Below are 25,878 nucleotides of genomic sequence, written 5' to 3'. Positions count from 1 at the left end.
CACCCCAAAAAAAGATTAGTATAATCCGTCACTTTCGCCCCACATCCGATACAGGCCCCATGGAAAAGACCTACGACCCCCGCGCCATCGAACAAACCGTCTACCAGGAATGGGAAACCCATGGCTGGTTCGCCGCCAGTGGCGAGGGGGACCCGTACTGCATCATGCTGCCGCCCCCCAACGTGACCGGCACCCTGCACATGGGGCATGCCTTCCAGGACACCCTGATGGACACCCTCATCCGCTATCACCGGATGTGCGGCGACAACACCCTGTGGCAAGGGGGCACCGACCACGCCGGCATCGCCACCCAGATGGTGGTGGAACGCCAACTGGCCCGGGAGGGGCAGTCCCGTCACGACCTGGGCCGCGACGCCTTCCTGGACAAGGTGTGGCAATGGCGTGAGCACTCCGGCCATCAGATCCAGCAGCAGATGCGCCGCCTGGGCACCTCCATCGACTGGAGCCGGGAACGCTTCACCATGGACGATGGCCTCTCCGAGGCCGTGGCCGAGGTGTTCGTGCAACTGTTCGATGAGGGCCTCATCTACCGCGGCAAGCGCCTGGTGAACTGGGACCCGGTGCTGCACACCGCCGTGTCCGACCTGGAAGTGCTCTCCGAGGAAGAACAGGGCAAGCTCTGGCACATGCGCTACCCCCTGGCCGATGGCTCGGGCCACCTGGTGGTGGCCACCACCCGCCCGGAGACCATGCTGGGCGACACCGCCGTGGCCGTGAACCCGGACGACGAGCGCTACCGGCACCTCGTCGGCAAGGAAGTGGAACTGCCGCTGACGGGCCGGCGCATCCCGGTGATCGCCGATGACTACGTGGATCCGGAATTCGGCTCCGGCTGCGTGAAGATCACCCCCGCCCACGACTTCAACGACTACGCCGTGGGCACCCGGCACGACCTGCCCATGATCAACATCTTCACCATCGACGCCAAGATCAACGACGAGGCCCCCGAGGCCTACCGGGGACTGGACCGCTTCGAGGCCCGCGAGCGGGTGATTCAGGACCTGGACGCCCAGGGCCTGATGGAGCGCATCGACGATCACAAGCTCATGGTGCCCCGGGGCGATCGCAGCGGCGCCGTCATCGAACCCTTCCTCACGGACCAGTGGTACGTGAAGGCGGGCCCCCTGGCCGAGCCGGCCATCCGGGCGGTGGAAGAGGGCCGCATCCGGTTCGTGCCGGAGAACTGGAACAAGACCTACTTCGAGTGGATGCGCAACATCGAGGACTGGTGCATCTCCCGGCAGATCTGGTGGGGCCATCGCATCCCCGCCTGGTACGACGACGCCGGCACTATCTACGTGGCCCGCAGTGAAAACGAAGTCCGCGAAAAATACAACCTGGATGCCCAGGTGAACCTGACCCGCGATCCTGACGTGCTGGACACCTGGTTCAGCTCCGCCCTGTGGCCCTTCTCCACCCTGGGCTGGCCCGAAAAGACCCCGGAGCTCAAGACCTTCTACCCCACCTCGGTGCTGGTGACCGGTTTTGACATCATCTTCTTCTGGGTGGCCCGCATGATCATGATGGGCCTCAAGTTCATGGACGATGTCCCCTTCAAGGAGGTGTATGTCACCGGCCTGATCCGGGATGCCGAAGGCCAGAAGATGTCCAAGTCCAAGGGCAATGTGCTCGACCCCATCGACCTCATCGACGGCATCACCCTGGATGACCTGCTGGCCAAGCGCACCCAGGGGCTGATGCAGCCGCAGATGGAAAAGCGCATCGCCAAGGCCACAAAGAAGCAATTCCCCGATGGCATCCCCGCCTTTGGCACCGATGCCCTGCGCTTCACCCTGGCGGCCCTGGCCTCCAGCGGCCGTGACATCAAGTTCGACCTGGGCCGCATCGAGGGCTACCGCAACTTCTGCAACAAGCTGTGGAACGCGGCCCGCTACGTGCTCATGAACACCGAGGGGCAGGACACCGGCGTGAACGGCGGTGAGGTGGAGTTCTCCCTGGCGGACCGCTGGATCACCTCCCGACTCCAGGTCACCATTACCGAGGTCCACCGCCACCTGGCGGAGTACCGTTTCGACCTGGCCGCCCGCGCCCTGTACGAATTCACCTGGCACGACTACTGCGACTGGTATCTGGAGCTGTGCAAGCCGGTACTCACCGGCGAGGACAGCAGCGAGGCCGCCCGCCGCGGCACCCGCCAGACCCTGGTCCAGGTACTGGAGACCCTGCTGCGACTGATGCACCCCATCATGCCCTTCATCACCGAGGCCATCTGGCGTCAGGTGGCCCCGCTGGCCGGGCGCGAGGGTGCCACCATCATGCACCAGCCCTATCCCCAGGTGGACGAGAGCGCACGGGATGCCCAGGCGGACAAGGAGATCGAGTGGATGAAGAACTTCATCCTGGGCATGCGCCGCATCCGCGCCGAGATGGACATCAGCCCCGGCAAACCCCTGCCCGTGCTGCTGCACAACTGGCAACCGGAGGATCAAACCCGCTTCCAGTCCAGCCGCGCCTTCATCGAATTCCTGGGCAAGCCCGAGTCCGTGCAATGGCTGCACGGCGAAGAGCCCCCGGAGTCGGCCATGGCCCTGGTGGGCGAGATGCACCTGCTCATCCCCCTGGCCGGCCTGATCGACAAGGAGGCAGAGATCGCCCGATTGGAAAAGGAAGTGGCCAAGGTGCAGAAGAACCTTACCCAATGCCGCGGCCGCCTGGAAAACCCAAGCTTCGTGGACCGCGCCCCCGCCGAGGTGGTGGAGAAGGAACGCACCCGAGTGGCGGAGATGGGCGCCAGCCTGCGGGAACTGGAAGGGCAGTTGGAGAAGATCCGGCGGTTGTGAGGCTTGTCGGAGGCATCGTGCCCACCGCTTCCCCCTCATCCCCAACCCTTCTCCCCTGAGGGGAGAAGGGAGTTTTGACTCCCCCCTCTGGCTGGAGAAGGGAGTTTTGACTCCCCGCTCTGGCTGGAGAAGGGAGTTTTGACTCCCCCTCTGGCGGGAGAAGGGGCCTTTAGCCCCTCTCCCGCTTGCGGGAGAGGGGTTGGGGTGAGGGCCCGAGCACCCCTCTTGTCACTTTCCCTACAATGCCGAGTCTCGCCCTCCACCGCATCGCCTAATTTTACAAAAAAACAAGCACTTGAAAACAAAACCCTCCTGGCCCACTCCTTGCTATACATTCAGCACAACACCCAATCAAGGAGCCCCTTCGTGACCCACCCCAACCTTCACCCCGACGCCGCCAACGCCCGATACATCAGCTTCAAGGACCTGGACTGCGACGGCAACGCCCGCCTGGTCATGAGCCTGATCGAGGAGTTCACGGCCGACCCCGAACAAAAGTCCCCCTTCTGGGACTACTTCCTGGGCAAACGCAACCCGAAATCCGGCCCCAAGCCCGACGATCTGTTCCTGATTCACGCCAACATCAACCAGATCCGCGAACTGTTCGAGGAGTGTGGCGACGACGACGCCCAGGCCCTACTCACCTGGGTGGAGGAAGCCTGCTGCTGAAACCGACTTTTCAGCAAAACTCAGGCCCGCACAAAAGATACGAACGCTACCGTTTCGGTGCTAGACTGACTGGTCTCCTTCCCTGCCCACGCCTTCAAGGACCTGGTTCTCAGGAAGCGATGTCACCCCTCAGCACCCATGAAAAGGCCCGTACCATCCAGGTGGGGCGTCAGGCCATATTCGATCGCGACCTCAACGTGTTCGCTTACGAACTCCTCTACAGGGATGCTCAGGGGGACTGTCGCATCACTGACGTGGATCACGCCTCATCCATGACGCTGCTGAATGCCTTCATGGAGATGGGCCTGGATCGCGTGGCAGGCCCACACAAGGCCTTCATCAACCTCACACGGCATTTTTTCGTGAACATGCCACCGGTCCCCTTCGACCGCGAGCGGGTGGTGCTGGAGATCCTGGAAGATGTGGAAGTGGACGATGCCTTGCTGGCCGGTGTGGCCAACATGCGCGAACAGGGCTTCGAACTGGCGCTGGATGATTACGCCTTCCAGCCGCCGCTCAAACCCCTGCTGCCGGAAGTGCATTACATCAAGGTAGAGATCAATTCCGACACCCTCCCCGTATTGGCCAGGGAATTACCCGGCCTGCGCGCCGGCGGCGCCCGCCTGCTGGCCGAGAAAGTGGAAACCCGGGAGCAGTTCGAACAACTCAAGGAAATGGGCTTCGACTACTTTCAGGGCTACTTTTTCGCCCGACCGGTCATGATTCAGTCCCGCCGAGTGGAGGAAAACGCCTCCATGGTCATGCAACTCATTGCCCGTTTGAATGACCCCAACGTCCCCATCAACGAAGTGGTCAGCCTGGTCTCTCGCGACCCGGCACTCAGCTACAAGGTGCTGCGCTATGTGAACTCCAGCGCCGTCGGGCTGCGCACCCGCGTGCAGTCAATACAACATGCAGTGGTCTTGATGGGCCTGCAACGCATCAGGGCCTGGGCAACCCTGTTCGCGATGTCCGGACTGGATAGCCGCCCCAGCGAAATCATCAACCTGGGCCTGCTTCGTGCCAATCTGTGTGAGCGCCTGTGCCGACTCATCGGTCAGGGGACGCCGGAAACCGCCTATACCGTGGGTTTACTGTCGATCCTGGATGCAATGATTGGTCTACCCTTTCCGGATTTCATGGATGAACTCCCCCTGGCCGACGAGATCAAGAAGGCCATCACCGAACAGAGCGGCCTTTATGGCCAACTCCTTAAGGATGCCGTCGCCCTCGAAAACAACCAATTGCCTCATGCGGTATGCGCAGAGCTTGATCCAAACGACACCGTCGAAGCCTTCGCCGCCAGCTCCGACGCCGCCTTCCAAACCCTGGCACTGATGGACACCTCCCCCAGCCACTCGTGATACCTCACGTTCTGGAGTGGCCCACCACGCAGGGAGGGCTGCGTGGTATTTCGCCGTCGGTCATCCATCCCGATCATGCGGGTATCGATATCTTTTGGGATACAGACCTCCTCAGTCTGATAGTTTGACTCCACCAATACGATAAAAAGCCCCGTCAAGGCCTTTGATCGGCCCCTGGGGCACACCACCAAGGGAGTCCGACATGACCATGCCTTTCAAGCGTGCCACGCTCGCCCTGTGCGTCATGGGCATCATGGGCGCATCCGCCACCGCCCAGGCCACCAACGCCATGAACATGGACGCCTACGGGGCCATTGCCGGCGGCATGGGCGGGGCTGGCCTGGCCCACGAGACAGGTAACTCCGCCGTGATGAACAACCCGGCCACCCTGGGCATGCGCCGTGGCGAGGTGAACACCGTAGGCTTGGGCTACGCCCTGCTGGCCCCGCGAGTGACCGCCGAGCACCCCCAGGCGGGCAAGGACAAGAGCCGCGCCCGCACCTTTCACATGCCATCCGTATCCTACATCCGCACCCAGGATCGCTTCAGCTTCGGCGCCGCCGTGATGGCTCAGGGCGGCATGGGCACCGACTACCGCACCGGGTCATCCCTGTTCTCCGGTGGAACATCCATGATGGGGAACATGGTGCCCCTATCGGGCGAGCCCATCAAATCGGAGCTGAGCATGGGCCGCGTCATGTTCCCCCTGGCCTTCCGGGTGAACGACCGGGTCGCCGTGGCGGCGCAGCTGGATTACGTCTGGGCGGCGCTGGACCTGCAGATGGATTTCGATGGCCAGACCTTCGGCATGTTGGCGCAACCAGGCGGCACACCCAACCTGGGCTCGGCCAGCGGCAGCATGATCACGGAACGCTTTCAGCCAGCAGTCCAGGCAGGGAACATCCAGGATGTGAGCTACGCCCGGTTCGATTTCAATCGAGATAACCGCTTTCGGGGTGAGGCTAATGGAACGGGACTGGCAGGCAAGCTGGGCATCGTGGTCAAGGCCACCGATCGCGTCACCCTGGGCGCCAGCTACCACACCCGCACCCGGCTGGACGACCTGTCCAGCAGCAGCGCCAGACTGAGCCTCGGGGTGCTGCCCCAAGGCAGTACGGACTTCCAGACCCAGACCGTCTCGGGCCGCATCCAGGTCAATGACTTCCAGTGGCCGGAAAGCTATCACCTGGGCGTTGCCTTCCAGGCCACCGACCGCCTGCTGCTGGCCGGTGATATCCGACATGTACTCTGGTCGGACGTGATGAAGAGCCTGGACATGACCTTCACCGCCGACAACACCCCCGAGAACGGCGACTTCGCCGGGGCGCAACTGGACACCTCCCTGACCCAGCGCTGGAAGGATCAGACCGTGATCGCCCTGGGCGCCGCCTACCGGGTGAACGAGCGCTGGACCGTGCGCGGCGGCACCAACTACGCCAGCAATCCCATCCCCGACGAGACCGTCAATCCGCTGTTCCCCGCCATCGTGCAGCACCACCTGACCGGCGGCTTCAGCTACCGGTTCTCACCCCAAAGCGCCCTGCACGCCTCCCTCACCTACGCCCCCAAGGCCACCGTCACCCAGACCGGCCCAGCCTTTGGAGGCACGCGGATCTCCCACAGCCAGACGGTGTATCGGGTGAACTATGGGTATCGGTTCTGAGTCGGACATCTCGGAAGGCTTGTTCAGATGACGCGGCAAACACCGCCGCGCCGGGGGTCACCCGCCCCGCGAAATCCCCCTTCATGACGCTCCACGCAATGGGCGCCGCCGAAGAATAGATTGAGGTCCTGCCACACCTGGCAGGACCGGCCACCCTCCATCAGGGCCTGGCAGACAGAAGGCGCCAGGCCGCCCTCCAGGTTCAGCAGACCGGCTTCATAATGCACGCGCGGCGCACTCACGGCCGACGCCAGCGGCAGATCATGATCAATACAATGCACCAGCACCTGCAGGATCGCATTGCGCAAACGGTTGGAACCGCCGGAACCCAGGGCCAGCAGACGGCCATCGGGCCATCGGGCCACGGTCGGGGCCATCATGGAGGTCATGCGGCTATCCGTGGGCCAGCGGTGGAACCCCCCTGGATTCAGATCCTGCTCCCCCAGCATGTTGTTCATCATCACCCCCGTATGGGGGACGACCCAGCCACTCCCTTCGCCATTGGAAAGACTCATGGCCGCTGCGTTGCCTGATGCATCCAGCACGCTCACATGGGTCGTGCCCCGATGGGCCGGCGGCAGGCCGGTGAGCTGGCTCGCGTAGGCCTGCAGGGATTCCGGCGCCAGCAGGGTCTCGTCCAGGGGGCCTGACCAGTCCGCTCGCAGGCGCTCGGTGAGTTCCATGACCCGCGACAGGCGCTCCACATGGGACAACGAACCCGGCAATGCCGTGGCCGGATCCTGCGCCTCCAGCAGATGAAGGGCAAAGGCCAGGAGAAGCCCGCCGGATGATGGGGGCGGATTGATGAGCAGATCCACCCCCCGGTACATCCGGGCGATGGGATCACGCCAGACCGGTCGGTAGGCCGCCATGTCATCCCGGTGAAGATGCCCGCCCTGCTCACGGCTGGCCTCATGGATCTGGTGGGCCACATCGCCCCGATAGAACAGATCCGGCCCCTCTCGACCCAGGTTGTCCAGCAGGTCTGACAGGTCCGGGTTACGGTATCGATCCCCCGACCGGAGCATGGCCGCCCCATCGGACGTGAACAGGTCGCGGGCCCCTGGGGTGGCTACATAGATGGGTGCGACGATGGAGAAGATGTACTCCTGAAGCGGGTTGAGTTCCACCCCTTCCCGGGCCAACTGGACTGCGGGTGCCAGCACCTCGGTCATGGGCAGGCGACCATATCGGCCATGCAACGCGAAGAGACCGGCCACCAGCCCGGGCGTGGCCATGGACCCAAGACCGATGTGAAAGTCCTGGGTGGTCGTGCCGAAATCCGCCGTGATGGGATGAAAATCCAGCTCTTCCAGCGGCCGCCGCTGCCGCGGCGTCTGCACGAAACAATCCAGCGCCAGGGGCTCACCCTCACCCTCCTGCCCCACCAGAAATCCACCACCGCCCAGGGAGGCCAGCACCGGTTCGGCCACACAGGCCGCGAACACGGCGGCCACGGTGGCATCGAAGGCGTTCCCCCCCGCCTCCAGGATCATGGCCCCGGCCTCCACCGTATCCGGGTGGCCCGCCGCGATCACGCCACGCATCCACCTACTCTCCTATCCGATTCTGATGGCATCCGGGAACAGTAACATAGGCGCGAAAATTCTCTCCTCGGTCACCGGCACATGGCTGCTCAATACAGGTACTTCCGCCAAGTGCGCGCCGAGAGCTCCCGGCTCACCCTGGAGAGCAAGCAACTGCCGGTACTGATCATCGACGAGGCCCATCACCTGCGCAACGATGTCCTGGAGGATCTGCGCCTGCTCACCAACTACGCCATGGACTCCGATCCCCGCCTGTGCCTGTTGTGAGTTCAGCGCGGGTTTCGGCTTCGTTCATGGCAAATTCCGTTTAGGTCAAGTCGCCCCAGCGCGCCTTCGACAAAGCTCTGCCCGCCCACGCTGAGGGTGTAGGGTTTGATAAATCCGGGTAAGGACTGGCCCTGAAGTTCTTCAACCACCGCATCGGGTACGGCCACCGATTCAAAACAGTCGGCCAACACCGAAAGTGCATCCAGCTTGCCGAGGAAGATCAGAGGGCTGCTGTTGCTGACTACCCTCATTGGTTTGCGAGTGCCTCGACAGTATGAATATCCTCTTCCACGACCTGTTCATCCAGTCGGAAGCCGGTACCGAAGTGTTCGCGCAGGCGGGCAGCGAAATCTTCAAAGCTGAGATCGGCCAGCGAGGCAGCAGCGGCAAAGCTCAGCTTGTAAGCATGGTAGAGGGCGGCGGCAAGGAAGAAGTTGGCCGACTCCCTGCCAAAGGGCTCCAGCACTTCTTCAAAATCGGAATTGATGGCCAAGGGCATGGCATACTCCTCCAGCAGGCCCTCGTCGTAGCGCTGCAGCAGCAGAAAGGTCTGGGCGTAGCGGCTGACGATATCCACCAGGCCACGACCGCTGCCCGCGTCCAGCGCCGGGCTTTGCGCGGCCTTGCGTACCAGCGCCAGGGCCGCCTCCAGTTCGCGAGCGTTTTCCTCGAAGCGCTGGCGGCTCAGGGTCCAGCCCTGGGTGAGGTGTTCGCGCAGGACGCGGGTGGCCCACTGACGGAACTTGACGGCACGGCCTGAGTTGACCCGGTAGCCCACGGAGATGATGGCGTCGAGGCTGTAGTGCTCGATCTGCCTGATGACCTGGCGCTTTCCCTCGGCTCGAACTGTTTCCAAAATGGAAACAGTTGCCTCCCGTTCCAGTTCGCCATCCTGATAGATGTTCTTCAGATGCTTGGATACCGCCGCCTTCTGCACATCGAAGATCACCGTCATCTGCTCCTGGGTCAGCCAGACAGTCTCGCGGTCGGTATCCAGCCGCACCTCGACGGCCTTGTCGGCATCCTCGAAAATAATGATAACGTCGGCTCGCTCAGGCGTAACGATCCGCACCCAATCCCTCTGGGTCGATCCCCGGTGTCCGTCCACTGACCACGTCGGCCACGAATCTTGACGAGCCCAGGGACATGGTCCAGCCCAGGGTGCCGTGACCGATGTTCAGGAACAGGTTGTTGTAGCGGGTATGGCCCAGGATGGGCACGCTGTCCGGGGTCATGGGGCGCAGTCCGGTCCAGAACTCCCCCGCCTCAATCTCGCCCCCGCCAGGAAACAGATCGCGCACGACGTATTCGATGGCTGCGCGGCGTTGTGGCGGCAGGTCCTTGTTGTCGCCGGCGATCTCCGCGACCCCACCCACCCGGATGCGCTGGTCGAAGCGGGTGATGGCCACCTTGTACTTCTGGTCCATCACGGTGGACTGGGGGGCCCGGTCTTCATCCAGCACCGGCATGGTCAAGGAGTAGCCCTTGAAGGGGTAGATGGGCAGGTGAATCCCGATCCCCCTCAGCACACGGGTGGACTCACAGCCCAGCGCCATCACATAGCGGTCTGCGGTCAGGGTGCCGTTGGAAGTCCTCACACCGGTGACCTTTCCATTGTCGGTGGCGATGGCATCCACCCGGGTGTTCATCTGGAAGGCCACGCCCATGGTCTCACAGGCCTCGGCCAGGGCACAGGTGAACTTGTGGCAGTCGCCGGTCTCATCCCCGGGCAGCAACACGCCGCCGGCGATCTTTTCCCGCACATTGGCAAGCGCCGGCTCCTGGCGGATGCAGGCATCCACGTCCAGCAGTGCATGGGGAATATCGTAGCGCTTCAGGATGGCCACATTCGCCCCAGCATCCGCCAGGTCCTTTTCCGTTCGGTACAGCTCCAGAGTCCCCTGGCAACGGCCATCGTAGTGCAGCGGCAGCTCCTCCCGCAGCTGCTTGAAGCACCCGGCGCTGTAACGGGCCACCCGGAGCATGCGCGCCTTGTTCACCTGGAACCTGGCGGTGGTGCACTGCCCCAGCATCCTGGCCAGAAAGCGCAGCGCCCGCATATCGAGGGCCTTGGGATTGATGTACAGGGGCGCCATGTCCTGCAGCAGCCAGCGGATGGCCTTGAGGGGGACGCCCGGCGCGGCCCAGGGGGTGGAGTGGTCGAACGACAGCATGCCCGCATTGGCATGACTGGTCTCATTGGCCGGCCCCTCCAGCCGGTCCACCACCGTCACCTCATGGCCTGCCCTGGCCAGATACCAGGCGCTGCTGACACCAATCACGCCACTGCCCAATACCAGAACCTTCATCGGTGAGCCCCCCGCGTCGCGAGATGGAAGGATTGAGGTCTTTCCTGGTAAGAATGACTCACTACCGAAAAGTTTTCCTTGGATCCAACATCCTCACTATGGATTGGCTGCCTGGAAGGCAAACGGCTCGGCCGCTTCAAACAACGCCGACACCTCACCGGAAAGCACCCGCTCCATGTCCACACCCAGGTCCAGCTTTTGGGTGCCCGCGCCTTCACTGAAATCCAATTCATCAAGGTCGACCCAGAACACGCTGGGCGAGATCACCGACTCGGCGTAATAGCGCCGCTGCTTGTGGTCGGCGACCACGCGCCAGCGGGTGGTCGACAGGTTGGGGGCATCCGCGATGCTGATACCCCAGGGCACGGAGGTCTGGCGGATGACACTGAACACCGAGGCAGCGGCAACCCGCGGGTCGTCACTCTGCACCACGGCATTGATATAGAACTGGGCGCGCACGAAACGATCGGAGGCACGTACCGTACCGGGCAGGAACTCCCGCGGATTCACGTTTTCCCAGTACTCCAGGATGGCCTGCTGCCTCTCGTAGGTGGGCTCGTTCGTCATCACCTGATAGTCGCGGCTGTGATGGATGACCATCTCGCCGTCGATGAACTCGATCACCGCACTGTCGCCCGTCGCGTCCGACAGGGACACATGCACGGTGGCGAAGCGACTCGGGTCAATCGGCAGCGGGCCCGTCACGACGTCAATGGGGTTCGATTTCAGGTCGGCGACCGCCTCCTCCACCGTGGCGTAACGGTCGAGCAGATACTGCGGGAAAATCGCCACGGAGATGCGCGGCGTTTCACCATCATCGTCAGGATAGGTGGCGTTGACCTCCCACAGGAGATTGGCCACCAGACCGGCCTCGTTCATGCCGTCGGCGGTGGAAATATCGTAGCCGGATGTGATCAGGCTGCCAAAGCGGCTGTTCCAGGTCACCGAGCGATCCCCAGCCAGTCCCTCTCTCTCCATGCCGCGGGGAAATACCCACAGGTTGCTGACCATGGGCAGCTTCCAGTCCATGCTGCGTCCGGTGAGGATCCGATCGTCCGGGCCCTGATAGACCACCCGCGTACAGCTTTCCGCGGCAGCCGATCCCAGAAGACCCGCCACCAGGATGAAGGCACAGCTGAATAACCTTACGGACATGTTCAACTCCTTTCTGAATGTCATATTCACCGCCGGCCTGACCCGGTACACAGTCGAGACGCTGCACAAAAGCGATCGAGTCGGATGAAAGGCTACAACAGGAGGGATCGACTTACCATGAAAGCCTCAGCGTCGTTGAGGTTTATGCGAACCCAGCAGCGGCGGAACCTCAGCGAAGGCAGGATGCACGAGAGCCATGGGTTCAAGCGCTTTCCAAGCGCGACGCGGAGGCTTTCGCGCCGGTGCATGGCCTGGTTATATCTCGTGATCGCGACGAGAGGATAAATACTCTCTCCAGTCTCCAAGAATCCGACCGCGGACATCACGCTCTCTGGTGTGCTGCAAGGCCCGGAATGTTTCTATGTACTTCTCCCGAATCTCCGTGAAGAGTTCACCCTCGAACTGCATACGCATCCATTCCCGCTCCTCACTTGTCGGTGCATCCAGAAATTCTTCGATCATTTCGATGAAGTCCGGCTCAACCAAGTTGGATGAGTGCCACATATCCTGCTTTGGTAATGGCTGCGCGAACAAGTGGGGAAGCAAATAGATATTGCTCAACATCGCATCCAGAAGATACCTTCTTGCTTTGCCAAGCGTTCCCACACGATAGTACGCCAATGCGGCATATAGGAAGAATGCCGGGTCACCCACATCATCGGGGAATTCCTGTTCAAACCATTCCACAAACTCGACCGCTTTCTCCGGCGCATCACTGAGAACGAAGTCTATACACACCTGGTAACGTTTCCCGGACCCGTCTGAAATCGCACCAAACGTCTCCTTCTCTTTAAGAAGAGCTCTTCGTGCCCGGTTAGCACGGTTTCGATGTCTTTTCTGTTCTTCGGTTAGCATAGAACTTACCTCAAAAGATATAACTGATGTGCTCAGGCCCGACGGTTGCAAGCGAAGCGAGTAGCCGGTCGGCTGGGACGCTGACTGGTTGGGCGTCATTCCGGATTTACCAGACGCTGCCGACCCCGCATGCGGGGTGTTGTGGAGGCCGAGGGAGAAAAACCCCCGGTTATCCGATGATGCATTATTCGTAGTGGCTCCAGAGCCTGAGAACTTTCACCACTCGCTCGTCCTCGAGCACTTGGTAGACCAGTCGATGCTGAATATTGATGCGGCGTGAATAGGCCCCAGCAAGATCACCAATGAGCCTCTCAAACGGAGGCGGCTTGCGGTATGGATCTTCCGCTATCAGCGCTAAAAGTTCCTGAGCTTTTGGTTTAAGGCCGCCGCTGGATGCCAACTTCTTTGCATCTTTCTGGGCTTGCTTGGTGTAAACCAACTTCCATGTCACCAGTCCAGCTCCTCATCGCATTTGTCCACAGGGGTGTCCATCCCCTCACGAATAGACTCCCGCATACCTGGTACGGAGAGCAGGTAAAGTGTTTCCTGAATTGCAGACCAGTCTTCCTCGGATACCAGGACGGCTGTGTTCCGCTTACCCATGATGACGATGGGTTGGTGGGACTCGGCAGTCTCGTCAATCAACCGATAAAGGTTGCTGCGCGCCTCAGTTGCTGTGATTCCCGTCATGACGCACCTTTTGCGTGTTCAAACCTCCATCCAGTGTACGCCTATAGGTACGTACGTCAAGACGAACGGCAATACTCAGCGGCGCGCGTCAGCGCGTCCGTTGAAGCTCTTTGTTGGGATCGCTTTTTTGATGAATTGGTGACGCGTGCATTCCCACACCCAAAGCACGAATAACTTTCAAAACTGTATCGTATCGTGGCTTAGCTCCTGGGGTGAGCGCCTTATACAAGCTTTCTCGTCCAAGCCCTGTATCTCGAGCAAGTTGAGCCATTCCTCGTGCCTTTGCTACATCTCCGACTGCCGCCAGGAACACATTTGGATCTTTATCTTCAAGAGCAGCGTTCAGATACTCAGCAATGACCTCCTCACTATCGAGGTATTCCGCCGCATCGAATTTGGTCACTTTACTCATCACAATATCCTCGGTACTTCTCGGCTAAGCTTGTGGCTTTGATGACATCCTTCCTTTGAGTTGATTTATCGCCGCCGTACAAAAGCAAATATATAACTTCTCCTTCCCGCGCGTAGTACACCCTATATCCAGGACCGTAATGTATTCACATTTCAGATACACGCCCTCCGACGGACTCACAATCCCCAAAATTGCCGGCCTCTGCAGACCGAATTCGCGCAACAATGCGTGCTTTTCCTACCGGATCACGAAGTTTCTTCAGCCACGTGTCGAACTCAGGTGTGCGGAGGAAGGTATACATATCGCATACCGTATCCGTATGGATACGCCATGTCAAGATTGTAGAAGATCCCACCGACCACGGCTTGGTTATGCAGCATGTAGCGGCTTGATTCGATCCACTTCTTCCTTGATCGACTGCGCGGCAGTCCAAAGATCAACAGACCGTTGTGCGTTCAGCCAGAATTCCGGCGAATTACCAAACAAACGCGCAAGCCGGAGCGCCATTTCAGGGGTGACAGCACGACGCTCGCGCAGTAATTCATTAACTGACTGACGAGAGACACCCAAAGATTCGGCCAACCCTGAAACCGTCAGTCCATAATCTGAAAGAAAATCTTCCCTCAGCATTTCACCCGGATGTGTGGGTTTGCGTTGCATACCGGTCGTATTAAGAATCGCCATATCATCACCTCACTCAGTGGTAGTCACACACTTCGACTTCATACGCATCACCATCTTCAAAACGAAAACAGATACGCCACTGATCATTGATTGAAATTGCGTGCTGCCCCTGCCTGTTTCCCGAAAGCGGGTGAAGGCGATTGCCGGGCGGCACTTTCAAATCCTCTAGCTGTACAGCCAGATCCACGTATTCAAGTTTTCTAGCGGCTCTCGGAGCCACATCCGCAGGAAATTTCTTTGACTTGCCCTTGGAGTAGAGTTCTTGGGTTTGTTTGTCGGCAAAGGATTTGATCATGAAACAAAGTGTATTGCGTCACGTGACGCTTGTCAATGAGGCATGAGAATGACTGCATAACGCCCGGCTCACGCGCCGGTTTGGAGCTGCAAAGCAGCGGAAAATCGGTCGCTGTGAAGCCGATTGTGTACGCAGTACGCCCGGCATGGGCATGAACGGATGGGTTGAAAGTCCCCTGTAGGAGTACCTGTGATGTCCGCACACCGGATCATGGAAGAAACCGGCTGGGGTGACCTGCCCCTGCCCCTGATCGCCGAGCACTTGGCCAGCGGCAGGTTGCGCGTCATCCGCCACCCGGAAGCCACCTGGTGGATGACCTTCAGCGCGCTGGAGGCGGACCAAGCCCACGGGCGCCCGGTGGTCACGTGGCTCGGCAATGCCCTGGAGACGTGGTTCACTGAGCAGGGTGACTGCTGAAACCGATCGCTCTATGGGTTGCACGCTTGCATGCGCATTGCCATGCGCATACGATCAAAGCATGGTCCAAGCGCCACCTGGAGGCCCTCATGGCGGAACTCTACGATGCAGCCGCACCCAAAAAAGCAGCGAACCTCTCAATCAATAGCGATCTTCTGCGTAAAACCAGGAAACTGAACATTAACTTGTCTGCCACCCTGGAGCGAGCACTGATAGAAGAGCTTTCCAGGCAGGAAGCAGTTCAATGGGTTGAGGAAAATCGCGCCGCGATAAAACGTTATAACGATTTTGTGGAAAAATACGGATGCTTCGGTGATGAATTCAGGGAATTCTGATGGCACAGTTCGATGTGTACCCCAACCCCAGCAAAGTCAGCCAAGCGCACTACCCTTACCTTGTCGACGTTCAGAGCAGCCTCCTGAGCGACCTGGCAACTCGTATCGTTATTCCTCTGGGGAAAAGCTCCGCATTTGGAGGCGAAGCCATGCAAGGACTCACACCGGAAATCAGTTTTGCCGAACAGAACCTGATACTGCTCACGCCCCAAATTTCCTCTGTGCCAGAAAAGCATCTCAAAAGCCCCGTTGGCTCCCTCTCCCATTTTAGAGATCAGATTGTTGGCGCCTTGGATATTGCCATCACCGGCTTTTGAGGCCGCAAACAGCGGTTTTCGGTTTAACCCAACCCAACGAGCAAAGGCTCACACCGTGCCGAGTGTTGTTAGGACTGTTGTGGCAACTGATATGAGACATTCCCGTTACTGACCTTTATGTACTTGCGACACTCAAGGTCTTTAACGATCGAAGTTAGCTGCTGCTCCGATAGCTTCTCAGTAAATAGCGAGTTGATCGTATTTGAGAGCGTCTTCACCTTACGAGGCCGCGACTGCCCACGACCGATCAAGTTCTTAACGATCGCAGAGACCATGTCCTCGGTAGAAGTGGCAGTCGACATCCTTACGATGGGGATCTCTGCTAAGTCGCTCTCGCGCTGGACTTTGATGCCACGCGTTTTGAGATGCTTGATTAGCGTATCGAAACCACTATCGCGGGAGATAATGTGGAAATAAGCGCTAGAGTCCTTGGCTACTAACTCACCAATGTAATACGCAATATGAAAATCCAGCGCATTTTTCCCAGTGCCGGCGATCTTTATGTATTGCGCTGAATCGCCGAGGGCCTGCATAGCAGCAGCCAGCTCGAATGGTACTTTTGCTTGGTTTGCACCAACAAAGACCACCACTTTGAAAGTATGCTGCTTGAGGACCTCCAGGTTGCTCGGCTGCACATTCTCAAAATCTATCAGAACATAGTTCGTTGCCAAGCAGAACCCTCCTTGCTTTTGGCTTTACCTTTGGATTAAACGCCCGCGCCTCCTGTGCGATGGGCGCAGATACGGCTTGCGCATCACAGCTGCCTCAGAATCACACCCAGCAGATCCACATTACCGGCATGCAGGCCGGTGATCGACACACCGCCGGGTAAGAGGACCGTCAGGCCGTCCGCAGCTTCCAAACCTGGAAACTGGGGCCACCCGGGCAAATCCGGAGGATGCAGATTCCCGAACGTATACAGATAAAAAGCCAGCGCTCACCCGCGCATGGGACGAGCGCCGGCTGCAGCCCCTTCGTGGGCATGATCTGGAATATGTATCGCTTCGGCATGCAGCTTCAGACCGAGCGCCTTCATGACCTTAAGGATCGTGTCGAACCCCGGAGTCCGCTCACCCGAAAGCGCCTTATATAGGCTTTCGCGAGAAACACCTGCATCACGTGCCACTTGCGACATCCCTCTCGCACGGGCGATATCACCAAGCGCCTTTGCAATAAAGGCGGCGTCACCCTCTGCCTCTTCCATACACGCGTCCAGATATGCTGCCATTTCTTCCGGCGTACGGAGATGCTCAGCAACATCGTAGCGGGACGTAGCTGTCTTTTTCATGGGTCACCCTACAGATTGCGCGCGAGGCGCAGTGCGGCCTTGATATCTAGAACAGGGACAGCCATCATTTCTTCTTGACTGAATAATACACACAACTAGACTAGAGACAAGACCGGAATCGGTTTTCAAGGAGGAAACCCATGACCCGCGCCAGACATCAACTCATCTGCCCCGAAGCCACTCCCTACTACCATACTACGATATCCCGGTGTGTCCGCCGTGCCTTTCTCTGTGGCGAAGACTCCCTCACCGGCAAGAGCCACGAACACCGCAAAAGCTGGGTGACCGAGCGCCTGCGTGAACTCGCTGATGCCTTCGCCATCGAGATCTGCGCCTATGCCATCATGTCGAATCACTATCATGTCGTGTTGCGCATCGATCAGGGCAAAGCCAAACATTGGGATAGTGAGCAAGTCATTAAACACTGGGGAAAACTCTACAGTGTGCCAGTGCTGGTCACCCGTTACCGATGTGGTGAAACCACCAGCAACGCAGAGAACATCAAGGCCGAGAAAATCATCGAGACCTGGCGCGAACGCCTGACAGACATCTCCTGGTTCATGCGCAGCCTGAATGAATACCTGGCCAGACGGGCCAATGAAGAAGACCACTGCAAGGGCCACTTCTGGGAGAGTCGCTTCAAAAGCCAAGCCCTACTCGATGATGCCGCCGTGCTGGCCTGTATGAGCTATGTGGACCTCAACCCGGTACGTGCCAAGATGGCCGACACACCGGAAGCCTCCGACTTCACCTCCATCCAGCAACGCCTACGCGACATGGCACCGAAGCAGACAAAGCCGACAGATGAGGTCCCCATCAACCCCATCCCTTTGATGAGACTGGTCCCACAACGCCATGACCCGCACCCCAACAGTATTGGCTTCACCCTACCCGACTATCTGGAACTGGTCGATTGGGCCGGTCGGGAAATCCGTGAAGGCAAACGCGGCTCCATCAACACAACTGCGCCCCCCATCCTGGAACGCCTCCATCTTGACCCCCATCGCCTGATGGATCACCTGCATGGTGAGGCGATGATAGAAACATCTGTCATGCTTGGCTCGGTAGAGAAGCTGAAACAGACTGTCGCAACATTCGAGCACAAGTTCGTGAAAGAGATCAGCGAAGCAAGGCGACTGTTCCGACCACCGATTGTTACCTGACCACCCGCAATACCGTCATCACGCGTTCAAAACCAGCCACTCCACGCAGATGTGGCGGAAGTCCTATTGTCAAAATATCCCACCTATCAATTTGCAACGCCGAGTAGACAGCTTTCTACTCCATACATGCGCTATGACGGCATGATCGACACTATCTTCTGACTGAAAACCCAAACAATGCACCTAGAATTAGCTTTTTAAATCATGCCTGTCCCAGCCTTGTTGTGTCCTCTTTGATGAGACTGGTCCCACAACGCCATGACCCGCACCCAAACAGTATTTGGCTTCACCCTCCCCGACTATCTGGAACCGGTCGACTGGACCGGTCGGGAAATCCGTGAAAGCAAACGCGGCTCCATCCACGCGGCCGCACCGCCCATCCTGGAACGCCTCCATCTTGCCCCCCATCGCCTGATAGACCACCTACGTGGTGAGGCGATAATAAAAACACCTGTCATGCTAGGCTCGGTAGAGAAGCTGAAACAGACGATTGCAACATTCGAGCGCAAGTTCGTGAAGGGTATCAGCGAAGCAAGGCGACTGTTCCAACCACCGATTATTACCTGACCACCCGAAATACCGTCATCACGCGTTCAAACCGGTCACTCCACGCAGATGTGGCGGAAGTCCTATTGCCAAAATATCCCACCTATCAACTTGCAAGGCCGAATAGAAAACTTTCTATTCAATAAATGCACTATGACGGCATGATCGACACTATCTTCTGACTGAAAACCCAAACAATACACCTAGAGTTCGCTTTTTAAATCATGCCTGTCCCTGTCTCATGTGTGTCTCATGTGTCCTGCCTCATGCTCGTTTGTCCCTGCCTCATGCTGCCTCATGCTGCCTCATGCGACTCCTCGTCACGCTCTGCTTGCCAATCGGTTCTTCACCTTGGGCAAGGAGCGGCATCGCTGCCTCGCGCACGAGGTCTCCCAGGTTCCGTACGAGAGACATCCACACATGCTCCGGGTCTACGACTCCGGGGAATCTGCCCGCTGCTCGCGTCTAGCGCAGCTGGCAGTTTTGCTTTCCCGATCAGATAACGCGGTCAGCATTCCCAACCTTGATTTCCGAGCTCAATACCGAGCCTGTATGTTCCCCTGTCAACGTTTAGCCCCTGCCCTCGCGAGCAGCCGCCCATGACTCGGGCTCCCGGCGGTTCGCTACACCTTACCGGGTAGAGGATTTGCACCTCCAATCTCTCGCCAGCTTATCCCGGCGCACTGCCTGTCCCTTACTTTGTTTAGAGTGACCAACCCCATCATATGTGACTCATAGTCCGTGGACTCATAAGCTTCAAACACTGAGAATCAAAAAAGCATTTCAAGGAGAGGACGGTCGTGGCCAGCACCGAACCAAGCCAAGTTTTTGGCGAAAACCTCAAACGAATTCGCCTGCTTACCGGGATGACTCAGGAGCAGCTGGCTGAGCGTTCTGGGCTAGATCGCACATACGTTTCCAGCGTAGAAAGAGGCAAGCGCAACATCAGCCTGAATAACATCTTCAAACTCGCAGAAGCGTTAGATGTGACTCCGGTTGAGCTGATACAAACGACTTATTCTAACGACAATTAGCAGGAGTTATAATGAGCATTAAGGAATGGTTGCATAGGGAATTCACAGAGTTAGAGCTCGAGACTGTTAGCGATGCATTTGGGGGTCAATCTATAGGAAATCGAGCACCAAATTTCGCGTTTGGACGCTTGATGGCTCATCTAGGAGAAAATATCAACTCATGCGAAGAACCATTGAGAAGCGGCTTGGATTCCTTAAAAAGGACGATGAATCCAGGCGAATTCAAGTATGCAATGGCTTGCTTGGGAAGATTCGCATTCTGTATTGAATTGACCAACCTCAAAATAACTTCCACCAAGATGAAAACAAGATGGGTTCCTGGGTCGATAACCAAAACAAGACCTGGCAGCTTCCAAAATTACCAGGGAATATTTGCTCCGGGCGAAGATGATCGAGCATCCACTTTCAATGAATGCTATAACATATTGTGCAAATGCGTAGAATTGCTGGCAAACTCCCCCCCCCACTTGATGCTCTTAAAACTATTTTCTAAAGTGCAGAGAGGTGTCTCATACGAACATGTTTTTACCTACTATAACCCTGCGTCAGCGCCTATCCATATAGCCGATAACGTTAAACTAACCGGATTAAATGACGCGTCATGGCTCGCAAAAGCGAGACCCATTATCTATCCACTACTATCCTCGGACCTGGCCAAAAAAATCAAAACCAAAAGCTATAAAACGGACAGGTCGCAAACTGGCGAGGTTCAGACTAACCGTGCTAAGCGATGGGAATGTGTGTATGTCGATTTTCAACGCGCCTCTATCGAGGAATGCTGGTCAGTCGAGAAAAAGCTACTCTCTGATGTAGCACATTTTGAGGGGTTCCCAGAAGCAGGCAAGAGGGATTTAATTATATCGGGGCTCTTTTTCGATCAGGAACCTACGGTATGCCCAATCACCTTCAAGCCACTTCAATTCTCTGAACTATTGGGGCGAGGTGGCCATGGTGAGTCTCAATTCCAAGTAGGGCATATGACGCCTCTGAAAGCTGGAGGTCGCCATGTTGGGTCAAACATTAGTTGGATATCGTACGACGGCAACCGCATTCAAGGGAGCCTCAGCGTGGATGAAACCCGAGGGTTAATTGCCGGTACCTGCAAGCGAATGGTGCAAAGGAATTTAATAAACCTTCAAGATTTTCATGATCTGTTGTAAAGTGTCTCGCTAACAGATCATGAAATGAGGGTGTAGCGTTGACTAAAAAAGCATTAAACGTGGCATTTCGCGAGATTCGAAATTACCTGGCAGGCAAGGCAATTGGTATCACTAGGGACAAATCGCTAATGCATGAGGTGGTCAAGTGCCTGTTTTGCAAGGTTAATTATCCGGAAATAGGCATTAATCGATCCGACAATGAAAGCCTGGCTAGGCTATACCATGACGCTTTCACTGACATAAAGTCTCAGGTCCAGTCGATCTTCTCTGATGACGAGCAGTTTTTGCTTGATCCTGCATCAATTGGTTTTATCCACGACACTTTGTCAGAAGTTGATTTAGACGACCCTCGCAACGATCCTCTCAGTGAGCTATATCAGGCGTTTGTTAGCTCCGATGCACGAGGCGCAGAGGGTCAGTTTTTTACACCCACAGGAGCTGTATCCTGGCTGGTGGATGCCATTGCTCCCCAAAAGGGCGAGAAGATAATCGACCCTGCATGCGGGGCGGGAAGCTTCCTTAGCTACTCAGCTCGACATATGAGAGCAAACGGCGTATCGCATTCTGACATCAACGCTGCACTTTACGGTATTGAGAAGGACACATACCTATCGAAATTAGCAAACACCCATATCGCTCTTTCAACCTTCGGAGAGAGTAATGTTGTTTGCGCCGACTCAATTGAAAGGAAGGACCGTAACGGAGATCCAATCCCGTTTGAGCTAGACGAGCATTTTGATGTTGTCCTCGCCAACCCCCCTTTCGGCTCAAAAATAAAAATTGGTAGCGACGATGCGAAACGCCAATTTGATTTGGCTCATCGTTGGACGCTGGATAAGAAAACTGGTCGATGTGTGAAATCAGAGAAGCTTGCAACGAACCCGACTCCTCAAATTCTTTTCATTGAGTTATGCCTTAAACTACTGAAACCTGGTGGCAGAATGGGCGTAGTCGTACCCGAAAGCATGCTATCAAGTTCAACCGGAAGTTACGTAGTTCAATATTTGCTTGAACATGCCCGAATTGATGCTGTAGCCGGTATGCCAGAGAATCTATTTAAAACCTCTGGAAAAGGTGGCACTCATACTAAGACCTGCTTGATGCTCGCGACTAAGAAGTCAGAAGCAAATGACGACCATAAGATTTTTATGGCTGAGGCAAAGTGGTGTGGTCACGATAGTAGGGGCAACAACATCCCGCATGATGACTTGCCTATTATTCTGGATAACTTTAGAACCAAGAAAAAACCAAGTAATGGTGAATCCCATTTAGGGTACTATCTGACAACTTCAGACATCAGAGGAAACGTTCTCGCTCCGAGATACTACAACCCTGAACCCGTCGAAGCTTTGAATCTCATGAAAAAAACCCATGACTTAATTTGCCTGGGAGACCTGGTAGAGCAAGGCGTGGTTGAAATAAAAGTCGGCGATGAAGTTGGCAAACTCGCATATGGTACTGGCACGATTCCCTTTGTAAGGACTTCTGATATCTCAAACTGGGAACTTAAGACAGATCCAAAGCACGGTCTCTCAGAAGCTATCTATCAAAAGCTATCAAAGAAGCAGGATGTGCGAGCTGGCGATATTCTCATGGTGAAAGATGGCACTTACTTGATCGGAACATGTGCATACGTCACGAAGTATGATGAAAAAATAGTTTACCAGAGCCACCTGTATAAAATCCGGGTCAAGGATGAGACGGTTATTTCACCATACTTGCTTTTAGCTGCACTTTCATCAAAGCCGGTCATTGACCAAATCCAGTCAAAGCGATTCACCCAAGATATCATTGACTCCATCGGGAAAAGGGTTCTTGAACTCGTACTACCTATACCGAAGGACAAATCAAAGAAGAAAAAAGTTGAGTCTATCGTTAAGACATCTATCGATGATCGAGTTGAATCTAGAGAACTGACAAGGAAAGCAAAGATTTATATCGCAGATATCGACTGACATCAACTGCCATGTACTTTGCAATAATGATGCAGGAGTGCTGTTGAGACTGTAAATAATTTTGTGTAACCGCTCAGACCCATTGGTTACTGGTAGTCGGCAAGCCGGTCACGATTAAAAACTCAAGAGTGCCTATCCACTGCCCCTGAATTTAGTGGTCACGCGATCGCTCCTCTCATTGAGGCATCCGCCGTAGGGACGCCGGTTAGCCGGCGCCCCCCCCTGTCACAGTCCCGGACGTGCAGTTTTCCCGCATCCGGTTCCTCGCGGCTCGGTTGTACTCGCTTTCGCGACGGACGCTCCCTTATGTAAAGGCCACATGCTCGCGCTGTCGCTCCGTAGTTCGGGGGAAGACGACATCCAACCGCTTCTGGGCCCGGTTGAACTGGGCCCAAGTGAAGCTGCTCCGCTTGCCACCGCGACGATTCAGCCACTTGAAAGCACAGCTGATCGCCCACTGATAGAAGCTGTGCAACACCTGCTCGTTGCTGCGCAGCCCATAGTAGTTGTAGTGCCCCACCAGTCTCCGGTTCAACTCCCGGATGAATCCGCGCCCCGGCAAATGCCGATGGCCCTTGATCCACTCCTTGATCCACTCCTTGCGGCGCATGGCAGCACTGTTCCCGGAGCACTGCCCGTCGGATCAGGATGCTGCTGTTGTTGGCGTTCTCCGACGCAAAGACACGCCCATAAACCGCCCCCCTTGCGGGATTGGAATTAGGCCGCCTTCGAAGCCGGCAACTGCATATTCCAGGGTAGCAGTGCTTCCAGCTTCACCACCGCTTTTTAAATCATGCCTGTCCCTGCCTCACTATGTAAGATGCTCGCCCCAAGACCGACCTCAGGCCTGTTGCTGCACAGATTCTTATATATTTTCGTTTTCCCAACTCATTGTCCCAAAAAGTCGGGCCCCCGTGTCGGTCCCACCCCTTCCGCAATATGACCTATCTGAGGCACGACCAGCGACGAATGTCACAGTTGGATTTCCCTCTGCCATAGCTTCCAGGGTAGGCCGGTATCCTACAAGCGTTGCCACGATGATGTTCTGACTACCCCTTTCTTTCAGGGCATCAAGGGCCAGTTGCATAGACCGGCCTGAGTTGATAACAGCATCAACAAGGATCGTTGGGCGTTCGCTAGGAAGCGTAGGTATGGCAGTTGTGTTTGGGAACCATGGCATTAACGCCGCTCCCGGAAGCATTTCCCAAATACCTTCGGCAACGAAGAGCCCTGCCCTCATCAGGGGCACCACGACAGGCTGGCTTGTTTTGAGCAGACGTACGCCGTCTTGCCTGGGGCCCGTGCTGTGCTCGATGATACATTCCTCTATCGCCAACTGATTAGCTATATCAGCAGCGAGTAAGCGCCCGACGTTGCGGTGCGCATTGGCGAGTTCTGGCCCCGTCACGGCGCCCTGGCGTGTACGGTCAACAGCGAGACGCATGACTGAAGTCGCGGTATTGTCGATTAGCATCGTTGCTCCATGAGATCGGATAAAAACTCCTGACTTTCTACTCGAGGAATAGCGAAGCTGCGATCATCAACAGCCAAGTGCCTCAAACTGTGGTCGAGTCCATCTAGGGACTGAAAGAGCCGGGGACTGCCCTTAAGATCTGGAACGATGAAACCTTTATCTGCGGCCAATAACATAGGAAGATCGATGACACTGTCCCCGGCAGCAATAACATGAACCCCTCGCTGCTTTAAGCACCTTACGAGGCGAGCCTTCCCTTCGGGACAGACGAAATAGCTATCTGTCCCAAAACGACAGCCCCCAATGACTGTAATCCATGGCAGACCGGCGATTTCGAGGACTCGCTTCCATAGCTGGGGAATGCCGGATGTAACAACAACAACTTGCACAAAGCCAGCGACTCTGGGCAAGAGGCTTGTCCAGAAAGGGTAGAGAATGCATTCTTTAGCGACGCGCTCGATCTCGACCATGTAGTGTTGTTCAGGAATACGCCCCCAAGCGCGAGCTGTCGCTAGGAATGCTCCACTGGAGTAACCCTGAAGCTCAAAGATTGAACGAATTTCAGAATTGAGTGCAAGCGCATGGCCGACAGCTCTCCCGGTGTCGATCTGCGTCAACGTACGATCAGCGTCGAGCACGAGAGCGGTCTTTATTTCTTCAACCGGCAACAGCTGATCAACAAGATCGTCATCGAGGCTTCTCATAGTGGACAGACCTTATTGAGAAACGCAGAGAGCGCGCCAAGACGCGCCTCCAGATTTGTTTCATTAATTACAAGCAGCGGAACATTCATCTCTCTAGCTAGCTGAGTGGCAACCAGCTTTTCCAGAGATTGATGCTGATCAATCCCCGTCACCTCCTCACCCAAACGGCAACGAGCATCCCGCGCTCTCCACTCTAGTATCTGGCAAGGTTCTGCTTCAATGAAAATCAGTGCATCGAAGAAGGACTTGTCACTGGGTGTAAATATCGGCTCTATTGTACCCGTAACCCGATTCCGCAGAGTGAAATGGCCATCTAGGACAAGGCGACCTGGGCACTCCCCGCGGATACCATTTAGGTTAAGGATTGACGATTCACGTATTTTTTCCCGACGCCATTCAGGCCAAGTGTCGAAATCGGTAAATGTCGTTGGGGCAATAAGGGATTTGATCACGGACGAGCCTGTGATCTGCCAATCAAACGGGTGACGGGCAGTGTGCTCAACCAATAGTGTGGTCTTACCTACCCCGGGTACGCCACTAACGCATGCACAAAAGCCCTGCGTTCGCTCTTCACGAGTTCTCATTTCAAGCATGATCGTTCCAGCCGCTTCTTCAAAATGTGCAGCGCCCGTGGTGCAAGCCGCTCAAGGCGTTCATCAGGCTGAACACCTGCTGGCACCCTCGGCAAACCCATCATAGGGATGCAGGTCATACATGAGGGTAGCGCACGATCCGCATTGAGCCACTCGCGAA

At 56.8% G+C, this 25,878-nt stretch carries 29 protein-coding genes and 1 pseudogene; 13 read left to right on the top strand and 17 right to left on the bottom strand.

Going from position 1 to position 25,878, the window contains the following annotated elements; all coding sequences use genetic code 11:
- Positions 1-59: 59 nt before the first annotated feature.
- From BMY52_RS10225 to BMY52_RS10210, 4 genes are all read left to right on the top strand, one after another.
- Positions 60-2,822: a valine--tRNA ligase gene (locus tag BMY52_RS10225; RefSeq protein ID WP_090254074.1), complete on the top strand. Its 2,763-nt coding sequence runs from the start codon at positions 60-62 to the stop codon at positions 2,820-2,822.
- Positions 2,823-3,188: 366 nt separating this feature from the next.
- The gene (gene cowN / locus BMY52_RS10220; protein ID WP_090254072.1) at positions 3,189-3,491 is read left to right on the top strand and encodes a N(2)-fixation sustaining protein CowN; all 303 of its coding nucleotides are present in this window, start codon (positions 3,189-3,191) and stop codon (positions 3,489-3,491) included.
- 119 nt (positions 3,492-3,610) lie between these two features.
- Positions 3,611-4,855, top strand: coding sequence for an EAL and HDOD domain-containing protein (locus tag BMY52_RS10215; RefSeq protein ID WP_090254070.1), 1,245 nt, complete (start codon positions 3,611-3,613; stop codon positions 4,853-4,855).
- Positions 4,856-5,057: 202 nt separating this feature from the next.
- Positions 5,058-6,518 carry an OmpP1/FadL family transporter gene (locus tag BMY52_RS10210; RefSeq protein WP_090254067.1) on the top strand — a complete coding sequence of 487 codons (1,461 nt, stop codon included), beginning with the start codon at positions 5,058-5,060 and terminating at the stop codon, positions 6,516-6,518.
- Positions 6,519-6,541: 23 nt separating this feature from the next.
- Here BMY52_RS10210 and BMY52_RS10205 read toward each other — a convergent pair whose 3' ends face one another.
- Positions 6,542-8,065 carry a gamma-glutamyltransferase family protein gene (locus tag BMY52_RS10205; RefSeq protein ID WP_090254064.1) on the bottom strand — a complete coding sequence of 508 codons (1,524 nt, stop codon included), beginning with the start codon at positions 8,063-8,065 and terminating at the stop codon, positions 6,542-6,544.
- Positions 8,066-8,146: 81 nt separating this feature from the next.
- Between BMY52_RS10205 and BMY52_RS10200 the strand changes: the two genes are divergently transcribed.
- Complete coding sequence (locus BMY52_RS10200) at positions 8,147-8,332, top strand: AAA family ATPase (RefSeq protein ID WP_143050465.1); 186 nt, start codon at positions 8,147-8,149, stop codon at positions 8,330-8,332.
- 2 nt (positions 8,333-8,334) lie between these two features.
- Here the strand turns inward: BMY52_RS10200 and BMY52_RS10195 are convergent, their stop codons facing one another.
- The 10 genes and pseudogenes from BMY52_RS10195 to BMY52_RS10145 form a co-directional block, all read right to left on the bottom strand.
- Entirely contained in the window at positions 8,335-8,583 is a 249-nt protein-coding gene (locus BMY52_RS10195) for a PIN domain-containing protein (protein WP_090254062.1), read from the bottom strand.
- A 254-nt stretch (positions 8,584-8,837) separates the two neighbouring features.
- A pseudogene (locus BMY52_RS15695) lies at positions 8,838-9,398 on the bottom strand (virulence RhuM family protein); the annotation flags it as partial.
- Positions 9,385-10,641: a D-amino acid dehydrogenase gene (locus BMY52_RS10185; protein ID WP_090254060.1), complete on the bottom strand. Its 1,257-nt coding sequence runs from the start codon at positions 10,639-10,641 to the stop codon at positions 9,385-9,387. The pseudogene BMY52_RS15695 and the gene BMY52_RS10185, both read right to left, overlap by 14 nt.
- Before the next feature lie 96 nt (positions 10,642-10,737).
- Positions 10,738-11,796, bottom strand: a complete 1,059-nt coding sequence (locus tag BMY52_RS10180; RefSeq protein WP_090254058.1) for a linear amide C-N hydrolase — start codon at positions 11,794-11,796, stop codon at positions 10,738-10,740.
- A gap of 255 nt (positions 11,797-12,051) precedes the next feature.
- On the bottom strand, positions 12,052-12,651 hold the full coding sequence (locus BMY52_RS10175; protein WP_090254056.1) for a hypothetical protein: 600 nt from the start codon (positions 12,649-12,651) through the stop codon (positions 12,052-12,054).
- Positions 12,652-12,835: 184 nt separating this feature from the next.
- Complete coding sequence (locus BMY52_RS10170; RefSeq protein WP_090254054.1) at positions 12,836-13,102, bottom strand: Txe/YoeB family addiction module toxin; 267 nt, start codon at positions 13,100-13,102, stop codon at positions 12,836-12,838.
- Positions 13,099-13,341 (bottom strand): type II toxin-antitoxin system Phd/YefM family antitoxin, encoded by a 243-nt coding sequence (locus BMY52_RS10165; RefSeq protein WP_090254052.1) that lies wholly within the window; start codon positions 13,339-13,341, stop codon positions 13,099-13,101. Before BMY52_RS10165 ends, BMY52_RS10170 begins: the two co-directional genes overlap by 4 nt.
- Before the next feature lie 88 nt (positions 13,342-13,429).
- Positions 13,430-13,753: an addiction module antidote protein gene (locus BMY52_RS10160; RefSeq protein WP_090254050.1), complete on the bottom strand. Its 324-nt coding sequence runs from the start codon at positions 13,751-13,753 to the stop codon at positions 13,430-13,432.
- 369 nt (positions 13,754-14,122) lie between these two features.
- Positions 14,123-14,437 (bottom strand): HigA family addiction module antitoxin, encoded by a 315-nt coding sequence (locus BMY52_RS10150; protein ID WP_090254049.1) that lies wholly within the window; start codon positions 14,435-14,437, stop codon positions 14,123-14,125.
- A 13-nt stretch (positions 14,438-14,450) separates the two neighbouring features.
- Positions 14,451-14,732: a type II toxin-antitoxin system RelE/ParE family toxin gene (locus BMY52_RS10145; protein WP_090254046.1), complete on the bottom strand. Its 282-nt coding sequence runs from the start codon at positions 14,730-14,732 to the stop codon at positions 14,451-14,453.
- Positions 14,733-14,924: 192 nt separating this feature from the next.
- Here BMY52_RS10145 and BMY52_RS10140 point away from each other — a divergent pair, with 192 nt between their 5' ends.
- The 3 genes from BMY52_RS10140 to BMY52_RS10130 all read left to right on the top strand — a co-directional run bounded on the left by BMY52_RS10140 (position 14,925) and on the right by BMY52_RS10130 (position 15,801).
- Positions 14,925-15,149, top strand: coding sequence for a hypothetical protein (locus BMY52_RS10140; protein ID WP_090254044.1), 225 nt, complete (start codon positions 14,925-14,927; stop codon positions 15,147-15,149).
- Positions 15,150-15,238: 89 nt separating this feature from the next.
- A complete protein-coding gene (locus tag BMY52_RS10135; protein WP_090254042.1) occupies positions 15,239-15,484 on the top strand; it encodes a type II toxin-antitoxin system CcdA family antitoxin in 246 nt (81 codons plus the stop codon).
- A complete protein-coding gene (locus BMY52_RS10130; RefSeq protein WP_090254041.1) occupies positions 15,484-15,801 on the top strand; it encodes a CcdB family protein in 318 nt (105 codons plus the stop codon). The genes BMY52_RS10135 and BMY52_RS10130 overlap by 1 nt, the downstream gene beginning before the upstream one ends.
- A gap of 68 nt (positions 15,802-15,869) precedes the next feature.
- Here the strand turns inward: BMY52_RS10130 and BMY52_RS10125 are convergent, their stop codons facing one another.
- Positions 15,870-16,472: a PIN domain-containing protein gene (locus BMY52_RS10125; RefSeq protein ID WP_090254039.1), complete on the bottom strand. Its 603-nt coding sequence runs from the start codon at positions 16,470-16,472 to the stop codon at positions 15,870-15,872.
- Positions 16,473-16,738: 266 nt separating this feature from the next.
- On the bottom strand, positions 16,739-17,089 hold the full coding sequence (locus tag BMY52_RS10115; RefSeq protein ID WP_090254038.1) for an addiction module antidote protein: 351 nt from the start codon (positions 17,087-17,089) through the stop codon (positions 16,739-16,741).
- Positions 17,090-17,229: 140 nt separating this feature from the next.
- On the opposite strand from BMY52_RS10115, the gene BMY52_RS10110 reads away from it, so the two are divergent.
- The 5 genes from BMY52_RS10110 to BMY52_RS10095 all read left to right on the top strand — a co-directional run bounded on the left by BMY52_RS10110 (position 17,230) and on the right by BMY52_RS10095 (position 22,947).
- Positions 17,230-18,252: a transposase gene (locus BMY52_RS10110; RefSeq protein WP_090254036.1), complete on the top strand. Its 1,023-nt coding sequence runs from the start codon at positions 17,230-17,232 to the stop codon at positions 18,250-18,252.
- A gap of 258 nt (positions 18,253-18,510) precedes the next feature.
- Positions 18,511-18,819: a hypothetical protein gene (locus tag BMY52_RS10105; protein ID WP_090254034.1), complete on the top strand. Its 309-nt coding sequence runs from the start codon at positions 18,511-18,513 to the stop codon at positions 18,817-18,819.
- A 779-nt stretch (positions 18,820-19,598) separates the two neighbouring features.
- Complete coding sequence (locus BMY52_RS10100) at positions 19,599-19,832, top strand: helix-turn-helix domain-containing protein (protein WP_245740772.1); 234 nt, start codon at positions 19,599-19,601, stop codon at positions 19,830-19,832.
- Between the two features lie 11 nt (positions 19,833-19,843).
- On the top strand, positions 19,844-20,992 hold the full coding sequence (locus BMY52_RS15195) for a hypothetical protein (RefSeq protein ID WP_143050464.1): 1,149 nt from the start codon (positions 19,844-19,846) through the stop codon (positions 20,990-20,992).
- Between the two features lie 38 nt (positions 20,993-21,030).
- Complete coding sequence (locus BMY52_RS10095; RefSeq protein ID WP_218140421.1) at positions 21,031-22,947, top strand: N-6 DNA methylase; 1,917 nt, start codon at positions 21,031-21,033, stop codon at positions 22,945-22,947.
- 304 nt (positions 22,948-23,251) lie between these two features.
- On the opposite strand, the gene BMY52_RS10090 is transcribed toward BMY52_RS10095, so the two are convergent.
- The 4 genes from BMY52_RS10090 to BMY52_RS15190 form a co-directional block, all read right to left on the bottom strand.
- Positions 23,252-23,557 (bottom strand): hypothetical protein, encoded by a 306-nt coding sequence (locus tag BMY52_RS10090; protein WP_090254031.1) that lies wholly within the window; start codon positions 23,555-23,557, stop codon positions 23,252-23,254.
- 255 nt (positions 23,558-23,812) lie between these two features.
- On the bottom strand, positions 23,813-24,391 hold the full coding sequence (locus BMY52_RS16025; RefSeq protein WP_425429232.1) for a uracil phosphoribosyltransferase: 579 nt from the start codon (positions 24,389-24,391) through the stop codon (positions 23,813-23,815).
- Between the two features lie 23 nt (positions 24,392-24,414).
- Positions 24,415-25,125: a haloacid dehalogenase-like hydrolase gene (locus BMY52_RS10080; protein WP_090254027.1), complete on the bottom strand. Its 711-nt coding sequence runs from the start codon at positions 25,123-25,125 to the stop codon at positions 24,415-24,417.
- Positions 25,122-25,718 carry an AAA family ATPase gene (locus BMY52_RS15190; protein WP_143050463.1) on the bottom strand — a complete coding sequence of 199 codons (597 nt, stop codon included), beginning with the start codon at positions 25,716-25,718 and terminating at the stop codon, positions 25,122-25,124. Before BMY52_RS15190 ends, BMY52_RS10080 begins: the two co-directional genes overlap by 4 nt.
- Positions 25,719-25,878 lie beyond the last annotated feature (160 nt).

Source organism: Ectothiorhodospira marina (assembly GCF_900109495.1).
GTDB classification, from domain to species: Bacteria; Pseudomonadota; Gammaproteobacteria; order Ectothiorhodospirales; family Ectothiorhodospiraceae; genus Ectothiorhodospira; species Ectothiorhodospira marina.
The sequence above is the reverse complement of the archived record's forward strand: the minus strand, read 5'-3'. Positions and strand labels throughout refer to the sequence as shown.

What these genes read in the sequence shown, in the direction of transcription:
- BMY52_RS10110 (WP_090254036.1), top strand. Translation starts at nt 17,230, where the DNA reads ATGACCCGCGCCAGACATCAACTCATCTGCCCCGAAGCCACTCCCTAC.
- BMY52_RS10200 (WP_143050465.1), top strand. Translation starts at nt 8,147, where the DNA reads ATGGCTGCTCAATACAGGTACTTCCGCCAAGTGCGCGCCGAGAGCTCC.
- BMY52_RS10145 (WP_090254046.1), bottom strand. Translation starts at nt 14,732, where the DNA reads ATGATCAAATCCTTTGCCGACAAACAAACCCAAGAACTCTACTCCAAG.
- BMY52_RS10150 (WP_090254049.1), bottom strand. Translation starts at nt 14,437, where the DNA reads ATGGCGATTCTTAATACGACCGGTATGCAACGCAAACCCACACATCCG.
- BMY52_RS10140 (WP_090254044.1), top strand. Translation starts at nt 14,925, where the DNA reads ATGTCCGCACACCGGATCATGGAAGAAACCGGCTGGGGTGACCTGCCC.
- BMY52_RS10225 (WP_090254074.1), top strand. Translation starts at nt 60, where the DNA reads ATGGAAAAGACCTACGACCCCCGCGCCATCGAACAAACCGTCTACCAG.
- BMY52_RS10090 (WP_090254031.1), bottom strand. Translation starts at nt 23,557, where the DNA reads ATGCGCCGCAAGGAGTGGATCAAGGAGTGGATCAAGGGCCATCGGCAT.
- BMY52_RS10105 (WP_090254034.1), top strand. Translation starts at nt 18,511, where the DNA reads ATGACCCGCACCCAAACAGTATTTGGCTTCACCCTCCCCGACTATCTG.
- BMY52_RS10165 (WP_090254052.1), bottom strand. Translation starts at nt 13,341, where the DNA reads ATGACGGGAATCACAGCAACTGAGGCGCGCAGCAACCTTTATCGGTTG.
- BMY52_RS10210 (WP_090254067.1), top strand. Translation starts at nt 5,058, where the DNA reads ATGACCATGCCTTTCAAGCGTGCCACGCTCGCCCTGTGCGTCATGGGC.
- BMY52_RS15190 (WP_143050463.1), bottom strand. Translation starts at nt 25,718, where the DNA reads ATGCTTGAAATGAGAACTCGTGAAGAGCGAACGCAGGGCTTTTGTGCA.
- BMY52_RS10160 (WP_090254050.1), bottom strand. Translation starts at nt 13,753, where the DNA reads ATGAGTAAAGTGACCAAATTCGATGCGGCGGAATACCTCGATAGTGAG.
- BMY52_RS10195 (WP_090254062.1), bottom strand. Translation starts at nt 8,583, where the DNA reads ATGAGGGTAGTCAGCAACAGCAGCCCTCTGATCTTCCTCGGCAAGCTG.
- BMY52_RS10135 (WP_090254042.1), top strand. Translation starts at nt 15,239, where the DNA reads ATGGCGGAACTCTACGATGCAGCCGCACCCAAAAAAGCAGCGAACCTC.
- BMY52_RS15195 (WP_143050464.1), top strand. Translation starts at nt 19,844, where the DNA reads ATGAGCATTAAGGAATGGTTGCATAGGGAATTCACAGAGTTAGAGCTC.
- BMY52_RS10130 (WP_090254041.1), top strand. Translation starts at nt 15,484, where the DNA reads ATGGCACAGTTCGATGTGTACCCCAACCCCAGCAAAGTCAGCCAAGCG.
- BMY52_RS10185 (WP_090254060.1), bottom strand. Translation starts at nt 10,641, where the DNA reads ATGAAGGTTCTGGTATTGGGCAGTGGCGTGATTGGTGTCAGCAGCGCC.
- BMY52_RS10080 (WP_090254027.1), bottom strand. Translation starts at nt 25,125, where the DNA reads ATGAGAAGCCTCGATGACGATCTTGTTGATCAGCTGTTGCCGGTTGAA.
- BMY52_RS10215 (WP_090254070.1), top strand. Translation starts at nt 3,611, where the DNA reads ATGTCACCCCTCAGCACCCATGAAAAGGCCCGTACCATCCAGGTGGGG.
- BMY52_RS10115 (WP_090254038.1), bottom strand. Translation starts at nt 17,089, where the DNA reads ATGAAAAAGACAGCTACGTCCCGCTACGATGTTGCTGAGCATCTCCGT.
- BMY52_RS10175 (WP_090254056.1), bottom strand. Translation starts at nt 12,651, where the DNA reads ATGCTAACCGAAGAACAGAAAAGACATCGAAACCGTGCTAACCGGGCA.
- BMY52_RS10205 (WP_090254064.1), bottom strand. Translation starts at nt 8,065, where the DNA reads ATGCGTGGCGTGATCGCGGCGGGCCACCCGGATACGGTGGAGGCCGGG.
- BMY52_RS10180 (WP_090254058.1), bottom strand. Translation starts at nt 11,796, where the DNA reads ATGTCCGTAAGGTTATTCAGCTGTGCCTTCATCCTGGTGGCGGGTCTT.
- BMY52_RS16025 (WP_425429232.1), bottom strand. Translation starts at nt 24,391, where the DNA reads ATGCGTCTCGCTGTTGACCGTACACGCCAGGGCGCCGTGACGGGGCCA.